Source organism: Zavarzinia sp. (genome assembly GCF_041650655.1).
Lineage (GTDB): Bacteria > Pseudomonadota > Alphaproteobacteria > Zavarziniales > Zavarziniaceae > Zavarzinia.
In genome coordinates, this window is the sequence record NZ_JBAZKR010000024.1 from 1 (window position 1) to 12,297 (window position 12,297).

Consider the following 12,297-nt stretch of genomic DNA (forward strand, 5'->3'; position numbering starts at 1 on the left):
CGAGCCTCGCCCCCGCCGCCGGCTCGCCCCTGCCGGAAGGGCCCGGCGATTACGACGCCCTCCTGGTCCTGGGCGGCCCCATGAGCGCCAATGACGATGCCGGCTATCCTGCCCTGGCCGGGGTCATGCGGCTGATCCGCCAGTTCGCGGCCGAGGACCGGCCGGTGCTGGGCATCTGCCTGGGCGCCCAGCTGATCGCCCGCGCCTTCGGTGCCCGGGTCTATCCCCTGGGCACCACCGAGATCGGCTTCCTGCCCCTCGAACTGACCGCCGACGGCGCGGCCGACCCGCTGTTCGCAGGCTTGGCACAGGCCCAGCACCTGATGCAGTGGCACGAAGATACCTTCGACCTGCCGGCCGGCGCCGCCCGCACCCTGACCGGGCCGGACTGCCCCAACCAGGGCTTCCGCCTGGGTCGTGCCACCTATGCCTTCCAGTGTCATTTCGAGGCCACGGCCGACATCGCCCGCGACTGGCTGCGCGGCCAGGCGGCCTTCGTCGCCGGCCAGTATCCCGAGGTTCTGGCCGGCTTCGAGGCGGGCCTGCACCGCCACCTGCCGGGTGCCGCCACTTTCGCCGCCAGGGTGACCGAACGCTTCCTGGCCCTGTCGAACCGCTAGGCCCGTACTGGACCCTCGGCGCCGTTCTGTGCAGGATGGCCCGGTGACTTAGAGGCGTCATGTCTCCATCCGACTCTTCCCCGTTGTTTCCGATCGACCGCCGCACGGCCTTGCTGCTGGGCCTCGGCGCCTTGGCCGCCCTGCCCGCCCGGGCCGCGACCGCGCCGGCCAAGCCGGCCAAGCTCCGCTTGCTCGCCCCCGCCCTCTATGGCGACGGCGCCCTGCTGAAGGCGCTGGGCGGGGACAAGGCGCAGCTCGAACTCGCCCCCCTCGCCAGTGGCGACGAGATTCTGGCCCCGCTGCGCCCCCTGCCCCCCACGGCGACCGCGCAACAACAGGCGGTGCGGCCGGCCCTGGTGGTCGCCGGCCATGAATGGGCGCGCGGCATCCTGTGGCCCGAAGGCGTCATCGAGCCCCTGGGCAAGGACGGCGCCGTACCCCAGACCGCAATCGTCCCGGCACCCGAGATGGCAGCGACTCCAGGTGTCCTCGAACTCGGCATCGAGGGACGCTACCTGCTCGGGCGGGCGATCCACCTCGACATCGCCGCCCTGGGCTTCGACCGCCGCCGCGTCTCGCGCGATGCGGTGGAGGATCAGGGCCTCGCCCTGCTCGACGACGCCGCCCTGACCGGGCGTTACGGCCTGGTCGCCGATCCGGCGCGGCTGCTGCCCATGGCGATGCTCTATGCCGGGCTCGATCCCTTCCGCCTGCAAATGCCGAGCGAGATCCGCCGCTTCGAGGCTGCGGCCCAGGATCTGGTCGAACGGGCCGGGCTGGTGGCGCCGCCGGCCGGTCTCGCCGCCGCCCTGGCCAAGGGCACGATCGACTTCGCCCTGCCGCTCGGCCCGGGCGACCTGGCCGGGCCGCGCCTGGCCGGGGCCGGCGACCTGGTCACCACGGCGCCGAACCGTGGCCCGATCGCCGGGTTCAGCGCCTTCTACTCGGTCGAACTCCTGTGTCTCGCCAGCCAGAGCACGCCGCTGCCCGCGGCCCGCGCCGTAATAGAGCGGGCGGGCCAGCGCCCGGTGGTCGAGGCCCTTGTGCGCGCTGGTGGCGGCCTTCGCCTGGCGATCGGGCTTTTCGATCCGGCCTTCGCCGATCTTCTGACGCCCGAGGAACGTGCCGCCTTGGCGCTCGACGAACTGCCCGCCCTGCTCAGGCACGCCGCCCCGGCCCGCCTGGTGCCCGAACGGGGTCGCCTGCAGCCGCTGCTGGCCAAGGCGTTGGCCGGCCGCGGCTGATACCCCGAAAGCGAAAGGGGCGCGGTTTCCCGCGCCCCTCGTGACCGGATGGCCGGCGCTCAGTGCATACTGCGCATCAGCTCCGCCCGCTCCTCGTCCGAGAGCGGCGGATATTTCTTCGGGAAGACCTGCTGGATCACGGCGATCAGCGCCGGCAGCAGGGTCACCGCACCGATCATGTTCACCATGAACATGAAGGTGAGCAGCATCCCCATGTCGGCCTGGAACTTCAGGGCCGAGAAGCTCCAGGTCGAGACGCCGACCGCGAGCGTGAAGCCGGTGAACATGGTCGCCGAGCCGACGTCCTTCAGGGCCTGCTCATAGGCCTGGAAGGGCGACTTGCCGAGGCGCATGTAGCGCTGGATCCGGTTGTACTCGTAGATGCCGTAATCGACGCCGATGCCGACCGCGATCGCCAGCACTGGCAGGGTCGAGATCTTCAGGCCGATCTGCGCCAGCGTCAGGAACATGTTGCCGATGATCGTGGACAGGATCAACGGCAGCACGCAGCAGAGCGAGCCGCGCCATTCGCGGTAGGTCAGCAAGACGAGGCTGATCACCACCGCATAGACCCAGAGCAGCATCGGCACTTCCTGCTCCTCCACCACCTCGTTGGTGGCGGCGGTGACGCCGATCGAGCCGGCGGCCAGGCGGATCTTCATGCCTTCGATCTGGTTGTCCGGGCGGGCGCGGAAGTCCTTCACGGCGTTGACCACGCTCTTGATCGTCACGGCCTTGCTGTCCTTGGTGAAGATCAGCAGCGGCAGCACGGTGCAGGTGGTGTTCAGCGTCATGGTCGAGGTCGGAATCGGGCCGACCGCCTGGGCGAGAACGCGGGTGTCACGCGGCAGGAAGTACCATTTCAGGTTACCCTCGCGCCACATCGAGCCGACCATCTTGGCCAGCAGCGGCAGGCCGATCGTCGACTGCACGCCCTCGACATTGGCCATCTCCCACTGGAAGCGGTCGAGCGCCGCCATGTACTTGTGGTCGACGCAAGCGCCTTCCGGCGTCTCGACGATCACGGTCAGGATGTTCACGCCGATGTCGAAATTGTCGACCACGAAGCGGGTGTCCTGGTTGTAGCGGCTGTCCGGGCGAAGCTCGGCGGCGCCGGCATGGACGTCGCCGATCTGCAGGCCCTTGGAGACGAAGACGCCGACCGTGCCGAGGACGACGCAGCCGATCACCATGATCCAGGCGTTGCGCGGCTTGGCGATGCGCGCCACATAGGGCCACACCCGCTCGCGCTTCTCCATCTGGCGCTTCACCTGGGCGGCATATTCGCCCGTGGGCGCGATATAGGACGCCAACAGCGGCAGCATGATCAGGTTCGACACGATCTTGAGGCCGATACCGATCGAGGCGGTGATCGACAGCTCGCGGATCATGCCGATCGGGATCATGTAGAGGGTGGCGAAACCGGCGAGACAGGTGAAGAGCGCGATCGAACCGGGCACCAGCAGGAAGTGGAAGGTGTCGCGTGCCGCCTGCATCTTGGTCTTGCCGTTGGCGATTTCAGCCGAGACCATGTTGATCTGCTGCACACCATGGGAGACGCCGATGGCGAAGACCAGGAAGGGCACCAGCACGGCCAGCGGATCGAGCCCGAAGCCCATGAGGTCGAGAATGCCGAATTGCCAGATCAGCGAGCAGAGCGAGGCCGACAGGGTGACGATGGTGAGGCGCCAGGACCGGCAATAGAGCCAGAGCATGAGCACGGTCAGCAGGAAGGCGACGCCCATGAACTCGACGACGCTCTCGGCACCCTTCTTGATGTCGCCCATGATCTTGGCGAAGCCGACGATCTTCACCGAGATGCCGTCCTTCTCGTACTTCTGACGGAAGGCTTCGAGATCGTCGGCGACGCGGAAATAATCGAGGCGCTGGCGGGTGTCGGGGTCGATGTCCTGCAGCTCGGCCGAGATCATCGAGGATTCGAGATTGTTCGCCACCATGCGGCCGACGATGCCGGCCTTCAGCACGTTGGCGCGCACCGTGTTCATCGATTCTTCGGTGGCCTGGAATTCCGCCGGGATCACGTCACCGGCGTTGATGCCTTCCTCGGTGATTTCGAGATAGCGGGTGTTCGGGGTCCACAGGGAGGCCAGCGTCGGACGCGACACGCCCTTGATATAGAAGACGTCGTCGGTCGCGTCCTTCAGGACCTTCAGGTATTCGGGCGTGAAGATCGTCTTGTCCTTCTGGTTCTCCAGAACGACGATGATGCGATTGGCCCCGGCAAAGTCGTCACGATACTTGAGGAAGGTCTCGATATACTCGTGACCGATCGGCAGCATCTTCTCGAAGCCGGTATCCATGTGCAGCTGGGAGGCGAAGAACGCCATCACAACGGTCAGGATACCCAGCAGACTCAGGACAATAGCCCTGGTTCTGAACAGAAAATTCTCAACGAACCGCAGCATCGAGTCTCCCCTTCCCCGCCGGCCTTTATAGACCGATCGTCTTGTCGCCGCCGTACTGGCACCACGGCAGTCGCACCCATGTCGATACAGGGGAGGCGCAACTCTCCCCGATCCCTCGCTATTAGGCCGCAGCCGCCTCTGCGTCAACGACCTTCACGCTTGCGGAAGCGCCGAATCCCGACCTTTCTGCCGCACCCTGGACGGTCAAGCGGCAGGTGGCGTCATTCCGGCAGCAAGGCGGAGAGAAGGCGAACCATGGCGTTCCGCGCCGCCGTCACCCCGATGCCCTGGACCCGGCGCAACGCATACCACTGGTGAAAGCCGCAGAATGCCGCGACCTCGGCCGTGAGCTGGTCGCGGCGGGCCTTGCGCAGCCGGGCCAGCTCGGGCTTGAAGGTGACGCCGATCTGGACCCGGAAGATGTATTCGACCCGCCGGAAGGTCGATTGCAGGGTCGGCGACACCGGCGCGGCGAGCTGGCCCGCCCAATAGATGTTGCCCGCCTTCTCGAACAGCGCGAAGCGCTGGCGCACCAGGGCGGCGATGCGCGCCTCGCGCGGGGCATCGGCCATGATCGGCTGCACCACATGGGCGAAACGGTCGACGCCAAAGGCGACGGCATCGGTCAGCAATGTCTCGAGATCCGGGAAATGCTGGAAGATCGAACGGGTGGAAACGCCCGAACGTTCGGCGATCACCTTGGCGGGCGGCTTGAAATGGCCGTCGTCGATCAGGCCGATCAAGGCATCGATCACCGCGGCGCGGGTGCGCTGGGAACGGGCGAGCCGGCCGTCGATCTTGGCGGCCGGCTGACGCGGTGCCGCGACGGTACCGGCCCAGGGGCCGTCACCGCCCCAGGCCTGCCGGCCACGCTCCTGTTCGGTCTTCGCCAAGCCTGCCCGTCCCGAACCGTTCAAAAGCTCGCGCAGGGGTGACCCAGGGCATCGACCGCGATGCCGTCCAGGTGATATTCGCCGGTGCAACCGGCGGGGCCGAGGATCAGGCCCGGACGTTTCCGCCCGCTCGCCGGGGTCGCCGCCGGCTTGGCCGGTTTGGCGGGCTTCGCCGGGGCCGCGACCGGCGCCGGCGCCGGCACGGCCGGCCCTGTGTGGAGCGGCGGCGGCAGTACGGCCGCGGCGCGCGGGACGGCGGGCCGGACCGGCACCGGGGGCGCCGCAGCAGCCGTCACGGTGCCCGGATCGGCCCAGCGCGAATGCAGCCTTTCGCCGGGAAGCAACATGTCCTGCGGCGTCTTCGGGGCCGGCCGGGTGCCGACCTCGCGGGTCTCGAGCGGTGGCAGGGCGGGTGCCGGCGCCGCAGACGCTGTGCCGGCCGGCGCCGCCCCGTCCGCGGGTGGGTTGGCGGGCAGTTCGGCCCGCGCCGCCGCCATCGTCAGCAGCGACGCCACAGCCACCATGCCAGCCAAGCCGACAATGCGCATATCCCGAAACCCCCTCGTCCCAAGCCGCCGGAGGATAGCAGCAACTCAGCGGCGATGCAGGAATTTTCCGGCCAGCCAGTCGAGCGAGAGCGGCCCACCGCCATGGACCAGCAGGGTGACCAGCGCGCCGCCCCAGAGGAAGAGTTCGGTCGGGTTGAACTTGATGCCGTCGCCGGTGATGGGCACGACGAACTGGATCATCGCCGTGACACCGAGCAGGGCGAGTGCCCCGAAACGGGTGAACAGGCCGAGGAACAGCAGCCAGGCCCCGATCGCCTCGGTGAAAGTGCCGAGATAGGCGGCCACGGTCGGCGGCAGCAGGGGCACGCGGTAGAGGTCCTCGAACAGCGAAATCGCCGAATCGCTGAGCCCGAAGCCGTCGAAGCGGGTGCTGGAGCTCTTCCAGAACACCAGCCCGATGCCGAGCCGGAGCCCGAGCAGGCCGAAGGGGGCGATCAGCGAGCCGACCCGTTGCAGGGTGCCGGCGAACCCCTCCGCACGGGGGGACATGGAGGCATAGGTATCGGTCATCACGGCGTTTCTCCGGTAGCGGCGAGGTCGGCTGAAAGGCAGAGCAGGCCCCGGCCGAGCACCCGGGCCAGGACGTCGGAAAGATCGGCCGCCGGTTCGGCGGCGAGCGCTTCGGCGACGGCCGGGCCGAGGGCGAGCCCCCGCCCGACCGCCTGCAACAGGGCGAATTCGGCCGGTGACAGGGCAGCAGCCCGGATCAGTCCCTCGCCGTCGCGCCAGACGGCGAGGCGGCAGGGCACGGCGACATCGCCTTCCGGCGTGCCGTCGCGCGGCGGCTGGTTGGCGGCCCAGATCTCGTCGACCGCATGACCGGCCGCCACCAGGCCGAGGCCGGGCAGCAAGCCGAGAGCGAGATCCTCCAGCGCCTCGGGCGAGAGGCTGCCGAGATGGGCCGCCTCCAGCGCCGGCGCCCGTTCGGCCAGGGCTGCGCGGTGGCGCGCCCATTCGAAGCCTGCCACTTCGGCGACCGCGGGATAGGCGGCGAGCCCGGGCTCGCCGGCCAGGAATTCCGCGAAGCCCGCACCGAAAAGGGCGAGCCGGGGATCCGTCGGCGGGGCGACGGCGATGAAGCGCAGCGCCAGGACGGCGAAGGCTTCCTCGCCGACCAGACGGCGCACGACCGGGAAATGCAGGGCGAGCGCTTCGGTCAGGCTGGTGCGGACATGGTTACGGTGGATGCCCAGGCGGGCCGCCGGGGCGATCGGCCCGCCCCTCACAAGCGCGACCAGTTCGGGCGGCATGTCGCTGCCGGCCAAACCCTGCCCGAAGGCGGCCTGAAGCTCAGCGAGTCGCATGGCGCACCTCGCGGAGCGGCGGGCGATGGCGTGCCGCCTCGACCCGCCCTGCCTCGGCCAGCAGGCCGGGCAGCGCCGGCAGTGCGCCGTCCCATTCGAGCAGGACCGGCGCCCAGGGGCAGCGCCGGGTGGCGATCGACAGAAGCGCCAGCACCTCGTCGCAGACCGGGCCGGCATGGTCGTCGATCAGGATCTCGATCCCATCGACCGGCACCCTGCGGTGCCCTGCGACATGGATTTCGCCGACCGTGTCGAGCGGCAACGCATTCAGGACGGCGAGCGGATCACCGCCCAGGTTGGCGGTCGAGACATAGAGATTGTTGAGGTCGAGCAGCAGACCGCAGCCGGTCCGCGCCACCAGGGCGGCGAGGAATTCGGCCTCGCTCCGGTCGCTGTTGCGGAATTCCATGTAGGACGAGGGATTTTCGACCAGCAGGCGGCGGCGCAGGCGGTCCTGCACCCGGCCGACATTGGCGGCCATGACCTCCAGCGTCTCACCATTGCGGGGCAGGGGCAGCAGATCGTTCCAGTAGTGGCCGCCGCCGACCGACCAGGCGAGATGCTCGGAGACGAGGGACGGCTCGATCCGTTCGACCAGCCGGGCGAAGCGCTCCAGATGGACGGGATCGGGCCCCCCGGCCGAGCCGAGCGAGAGGCCGACGCCATGAATCGAGACCGGGCGCTCGGCCCGGACCGTGGCCAGGACGTCGAGGCCCGGGCCGCCGGTCATGTAGTTCTCGGCGTGAATCTCGACCCAGGCGGGGTCGGCGGCACCGGCCGCGACCGCCGCCTGATGGGGCGCGCGCAGGCCGATGCCGGTGCGTCCGAGCCGATCCATGCGCGTCGCCCCCTGCCCTTCGCCTCAGCTCTTGGGCTCGAGGCTGCCGCCGGTCAGCTTGGCGCAGGTGCCGCCCGGGAGGTAGATGAAGGCGTCCTTCTGGCTGTCGGCCGAGGCGGTGCCGGCGCAGGAATTGGAGGCGGTCTGGCAGTCGTTCTGACCGGCCTTCACGACGCCGTAGCACTTCTCCTTGTCGGCCGCATAGGCGCCCGTCGAGACGAGGCCGGTGGCGGCCACCACGGTGGCGGCGAGCAGCGACGCGGTCGCGGTCTTGGCGAGGATGGACATCGATATCTCCTTCAGTGGTCACGAGTTCGGCGAGGACATTCCGTCGGCGCCCTCGATGATCAGGTTCGGCATTGCCATTGAAAAGTTACGCGGCTCTCGAAATGTCCCGGATTGCCGCTATTGTTGGCTACGAATCGAATGCGGCCTGCACGGGTCGCGGCGAATCGAATGCGGTCGGCGCTGGCCGCGGGGAAGCATCGGGGAATGACCACGGTGGTCGACGACGGCAGCGAGCTGAGCCGCCTGATGGCGGCGGCCCAGGATGGCGACCAGCGCGCCTATGCGACCCTGCTCACCGCCGTGACGCCCTATCTGCGGTCACAGGCACGGCGTTACCTGCGCTCTCCCCATGATGTCGAAGACGTGGTGCAGGAAATCCTGCTCACCATCCACCGCGTCCGCCACACCTATGACCCGTCGCGTCCCTTCCTGCCCTGGCTGGTCGCGATCGCGCGGCGCCGCATCGTCGACCGGCTGCGCGGCAAGGGACGGCTGGATGCCCGCGAAGTGGTGGTCGCCCCCGACCATGAAACTTTTACCGAAGTAGCGGCGAATACCACTCATGAGGACGAACCCGACCACAGCGCACTCCATGCCGCCGTGGCCGCCCTGCCGCCGGGCCAACGCCTGGCGGTGGAGCTCCTCAAGTTCAAGGATTTGTCGCTCAAGGAGGCGTCGGACTTGAGCGGCATGTCGGTCGGTGCGTTGAAGGTCGCGGCGCACCGGGCTTACAAATCGCTGCGCCAGGCGTTGACCGGTGCCGGCGACGACGGGAAAGGGTGAAGGTGTCACGGTGAGTACCGAGACCGACAGGCTGATCAGCGCCTTGACCGAGGCGGCCGGTCCCGTGCGGCGGCTGCGCCCGCCCGTGGTGCGCTCCGCGTTCTGGCTCGGCGCCGCGGGTGCCCTGATCGCCGCCATCACCCTTCTTCACGCCTATAAGGAAGGCCACAGCTTCCATTCGATCGCCGGCCAGTTCGTGGCGATGGATTTCACCGTCCGCTGGTTCGCCGCCCTGGCGACCGGTGTCACGGCGACGCTCGCCGCCTTCGAGCTGAGCCTGCCGGACCGTTCCCGCGCCTGGCGCCTGCTGCCGCTGCCGGCGGCCGTGGTCTGGCTCTTCTCGATCGGCTGGGGTTGCCTGACCGACTGGGGCCAGATCGGCCCCGACGGCTTCGTATTCGGCGAGAGCTTCGTCTGCTTCAGCGTGATCGTCGGCACCAGCGTGCCGCTGGGCGGCCTGCTCGCCTGGCTGCTGCGTCACGCCTCGGCGGCGCGGCCGACGGATACGATCGCGGTCGGCGCCCTCGCCGTCGCGGCCCTCACCGCCTGCGGCCTCAGCCTCTATCACAAGCTGGACGCCACCTTGATGCTGCTGCTCTGGACCGGTGCCACCACGGCCCTGGTGCTCGGCGTGCTCCGACTTTCGGCGGGGTACCAGCGGCGGCGCTGAGCCTTGCCCCTCGGGCCAAGCTCGGGGCATGCTGCCGGCTCCGATACCGGCAGGGGTGCTTCGATGATCTACAGTCTGGGCGACAAGCGCGTGATTTGCGAGGAAGGCGCCTGGATCGCGCCCGGCGCCATCGTGATCGGCTCGGTCGTTCTGAAGCGCAACGCCAGCATCTGGTTCAACGCCGTGATCCGCGGCGACAACGACCCGATCGTGATCGGCGAAAACACCAATATCCAGGACGGTTCGGTGCTGCACACCGATGCCGGCGTGCCGCTCGACATCGGTGCCCATGTCACGGTAGGCCACAAGGTGATGCTGCACGGCTGCACGATCGGCGACAATTCGCTGATCGGCATCAATTCCGTGATCCTGAACCGGGCCAAGATCGGCCGGAATTGCGTGATCGGCGCCAACAGCCTGATCCCCGAGGGCAAGGAGATCCCGGATGGTTCCCTGGTGGTCGGCAGCCCGGGCCGCGTGATCCGCCACCTGACCGAGGAACAGATCGCCAACCTGAAACGCCAGGCCCTGCACTACGTCGAGAACGCGCAACGCTATCAGCGCGATCTTAGACCCGAATCGGACTGAGACGCCCCTTTTTCGCCAGCCGATCGCCCCCAGATACTCGGGAGCCAAGCGCGGAGTTCCCCATGTCCGAACGCCCACAGATCTTCGGCATCCCGACCAGCACCTTCTGCTGGACCACCCGCCTCGTCTGCGCCGAAAAGGGCGTCGAGCACGATTTCGTCGAGATGATCCCGGGCGGCGTGCTGGACGGCGTGCGCCATCCCTTCGCCCGCGTGCCGGTGCTGCGCTTCCGCGGCCAGACAGTCTACGAAAGCCTGGCGATCGCCCGCTATCTCGACCGCGAATTGCCGGGCCCTGGCCTGCAACCCGAAGAGAGCCTGGCGATCGCCCGCATGGACCAGTGGATCAGCGCCACCTCGGACTATCTCTACGACGCCATGATCGTCGGCCTGGTCGGCCAACGCCTGGTCGCCCCCCTCGACGGGCGCGAGGCGGACGAGGCGGTGGTGGCCGAGAGTGCGGCCCTGATGCGCGACCAGCTCGGCGAGGTCGACCAGATGCTGTGCGCCGGGCGCTACCTGGTGGGCCAGGAACTGACGCTGGCCGATCTCTTCCTGGCGCCCGTCATCCACTGGGTGGACAAGACACCCGAGGGGGCCGAAGCGCTGGACATGTATCCGACGCTCCGGCGCTGGTTCCACGCCATGTCGGAGCGCGAAGCCTTCCGCGCCACGACTCCCCTCGTGGTGATCTGACGGCCTATTTCGACTTCAAGACGTCGCGGATCTCGGTCAGCAGGGTCTCGGTCGCGGTCGGCGCCGGGGCCGCCGCCGGAGTGCGCCGCGTCACCTTGTTGACGGCCTTGATCAGCACGAAGATCGCGAAGGCGACGATCAGGAACTGGATCACCACGTTGATGAAGGCGCCGTAGGCGATCACCGCCGCCTTGGCCTGGCGCGCCGCCGCCAGCGACTCGTAAGCCGTGCCCGAGAGGTTGATATAGAGGCCCGAGAAATCGATGCCGCCGACCAACACACCGATCGGCGGCATGATGATGTCGTCGACCAGCGAGGTCACGATCTTGCCGAAGGCGGCGCCGATGATGACACCGACGGCAAGGTCCAGGACATTGCCGCGCATGATGAAATCGCGAAATTCCTTGAGCATTGTCAGCCCCCTCTCCCGGCCTGGTCGCAACGGCGCGGCGCAGGCATTGATGCACCGCAGAAACTAGGACGATCGTTCAACTTCTGGCAAGGGCCGAGCGCCAGGTGTCCGGCGCGAAACCGCAGAGCAACAGCCCCTCGCCCTCCAGGATCGGGCGCCGGATCATCGACGGCTGCGCGACCATGAGAGCGATCGCGCGCGCCTTGTCGAGATCCTGCCTCTCGGCCTCGGGCAGCTTGCGGAAGGTGGTGCCGGCGCGGTTCAGCACCTTCTCGAAACCGAGGGCGTCGCACCAGCGGCGGAGGCTGTCGGCATCGACCCCCGCCTTCTTGTAGTCGTGGAAATCATAGGCGATGCCGAGGCCGTCGAGAAAGACGCGCGCCTTCTTCATCGTGTCGCAATTGGGAATGCCGTAGAGCACCGGCTTGGCAGGACCCGCCATCACGCCACCGCGAGATAGATGCACCAGCCGGCGGCGCCGAGCAGGGCGAGCCAGGTCAGGCCGATGCCGGCACCGCGCCCGAACCCGGCCCCTTCCGAGAGCGACAGGCCGACGCCATGGAGGATACGGCCCGCCAGCAGCATCCCGCCGAACAGATGGATCACCCAGGCCGGCTGACCCGCCAGTTCGAGCAGGGCGACGAGGACGAGGACCAGCGGCACATATTCGACATTGTTGCCATGGGCGCGAATCGCCCGGTGCACTTCGGGCACGCCGCCGTCGCCCAGCATCACCTTGTAGCGTCCGCGCATCAGGCCGACCCGGAACGCCAAGCCGAAGGTGACCAGCGCGTTGAGCCCGGCATAGAGCAGGCTCCAATGGGGCAGCACGGCGAAACTGGCGGTGACGGGGTCGGTCATGCGGGCTCTCCTCGATTTTTGCTAGTCACCCGCAAAAGCCTGCGTCTGGCAAGGGCCAAGCGGCGATCCGATCGCACGCGGCCGACGTATAGCACCCGACGACAGC

Annotated in this window: 16 protein-coding genes; 6 read left to right on the forward strand and 10 right to left on the reverse strand. The window is 68.4% G+C overall.

Features of this window, described 5'->3' with window-relative positions:
* Both WC493_RS07440 and WC493_RS07445 read left to right on the forward strand, forming a co-directional pair.
* The coding region (locus WC493_RS07440) for a type 1 glutamine amidotransferase (protein ID WP_373064123.1) at window positions 1-620 on the forward strand (620 nt) is incomplete at its 5' end.
* 59 nt (window positions 621-679) lie between these two features.
* Entirely contained in the window at window positions 680-1,864 is a 1,185-nt protein-coding gene (locus WC493_RS07445; RefSeq protein ID WP_373064125.1) for a hypothetical protein, read from the forward strand.
* Between the two features lie 59 nt (window positions 1,865-1,923).
* On the opposite strand, the gene WC493_RS07450 is transcribed toward WC493_RS07445, so the two are convergent.
* The 7 genes from WC493_RS07450 to WC493_RS07480 form a co-directional block, all read right to left on the reverse strand.
* On the reverse strand, window positions 1,924-4,290 hold the full coding sequence (locus WC493_RS07450) for an RND family transporter (RefSeq protein ID WP_373064127.1): 2,367 nt from the start codon (window positions 4,288-4,290) through the stop codon (window positions 1,924-1,926).
* 221 nt (window positions 4,291-4,511) lie between these two features.
* Complete coding sequence (locus WC493_RS07455) at window positions 4,512-5,183, reverse strand: TetR/AcrR family transcriptional regulator (protein ID WP_373064129.1); 672 nt, start codon at window positions 5,181-5,183, stop codon at window positions 4,512-4,514.
* A 20-nt stretch (window positions 5,184-5,203) separates the two neighbouring features.
* Window positions 5,204-5,707 carry a hypothetical protein gene (locus tag WC493_RS07460; RefSeq protein WP_373064131.1) on the reverse strand — a complete coding sequence of 168 codons (504 nt, stop codon included), beginning with the start codon at window positions 5,705-5,707 and terminating at the stop codon, window positions 5,204-5,206.
* A gap of 69 nt (window positions 5,708-5,776) precedes the next feature.
* Window positions 5,777-6,262, reverse strand: coding sequence for a DoxX family protein (locus WC493_RS07465; RefSeq protein ID WP_373064133.1), 486 nt, complete (start codon window positions 6,260-6,262; stop codon window positions 5,777-5,779).
* Window positions 6,262-7,056: a putative DNA-binding domain-containing protein gene (locus WC493_RS07470; protein ID WP_373064135.1), complete on the reverse strand. Its 795-nt coding sequence runs from the start codon at window positions 7,054-7,056 to the stop codon at window positions 6,262-6,264. The genes WC493_RS07465 and WC493_RS07470 overlap by 1 nt, the downstream gene beginning before the upstream one ends.
* Window positions 7,043-7,894 (reverse strand): DUF692 domain-containing protein, encoded by an 852-nt coding sequence (locus WC493_RS07475; protein WP_373064137.1) that lies wholly within the window; start codon window positions 7,892-7,894, stop codon window positions 7,043-7,045. Before WC493_RS07475 ends, WC493_RS07470 begins: the two co-directional genes overlap by 14 nt.
* Window positions 7,895-7,918: 24 nt before the next feature.
* Window positions 7,919-8,182 carry a DUF2282 domain-containing protein gene (locus WC493_RS07480; protein WP_373064139.1) on the reverse strand — a complete coding sequence of 88 codons (264 nt, stop codon included), beginning with the start codon at window positions 8,180-8,182 and terminating at the stop codon, window positions 7,919-7,921.
* 204 nt (window positions 8,183-8,386) lie between these two features.
* On the opposite strand from WC493_RS07480, the gene WC493_RS07485 reads away from it, so the two are divergent.
* From WC493_RS07485 to WC493_RS07500, 4 genes are all read left to right on the forward strand, one after another.
* Complete coding sequence (locus WC493_RS07485; protein WP_373064141.1) at window positions 8,387-8,965, forward strand: sigma-70 family RNA polymerase sigma factor; 579 nt, start codon at window positions 8,387-8,389, stop codon at window positions 8,963-8,965.
* A gap of 10 nt (window positions 8,966-8,975) precedes the next feature.
* Window positions 8,976-9,635, forward strand: a complete 660-nt coding sequence (locus WC493_RS07490) for an NrsF family protein (RefSeq protein ID WP_373064143.1) — start codon at window positions 8,976-8,978, stop codon at window positions 9,633-9,635.
* A 63-nt stretch (window positions 9,636-9,698) separates the two neighbouring features.
* Window positions 9,699-10,223 carry a gamma carbonic anhydrase family protein gene (locus tag WC493_RS07495; RefSeq protein WP_373064145.1) on the forward strand — a complete coding sequence of 175 codons (525 nt, stop codon included), beginning with the start codon at window positions 9,699-9,701 and terminating at the stop codon, window positions 10,221-10,223.
* A 62-nt stretch (window positions 10,224-10,285) separates the two neighbouring features.
* Entirely contained in the window at window positions 10,286-10,918 is a 633-nt protein-coding gene (locus tag WC493_RS07500; protein WP_373064147.1) for a glutathione S-transferase family protein, read from the forward strand.
* 4 nt (window positions 10,919-10,922) lie between these two features.
* Here WC493_RS07500 and mscL read toward each other — a convergent pair whose 3' ends face one another.
* The 3 genes from mscL to WC493_RS07515 all read right to left on the reverse strand — a co-directional run bounded on the left by mscL (window position 10,923) and on the right by WC493_RS07515 (window position 12,191).
* Window positions 10,923-11,336 carry a large conductance mechanosensitive channel protein MscL gene (gene mscL, locus WC493_RS07505; RefSeq protein ID WP_373064217.1) on the reverse strand — a complete coding sequence of 138 codons (414 nt, stop codon included), beginning with the start codon at window positions 11,334-11,336 and terminating at the stop codon, window positions 10,923-10,925.
* A gap of 70 nt (window positions 11,337-11,406) precedes the next feature.
* A complete protein-coding gene (locus tag WC493_RS07510; RefSeq protein ID WP_373064149.1) occupies window positions 11,407-11,772 on the reverse strand; it encodes an arsenate reductase in 366 nt (121 codons plus the stop codon).
* On the reverse strand, window positions 11,772-12,191 hold the full coding sequence (locus WC493_RS07515; RefSeq protein ID WP_373064151.1) for an MAPEG family protein: 420 nt from the start codon (window positions 12,189-12,191) through the stop codon (window positions 11,772-11,774). Before WC493_RS07515 ends, WC493_RS07510 begins: the two co-directional genes overlap by 1 nt.
* Window positions 12,192-12,297 lie beyond the last annotated feature (106 nt).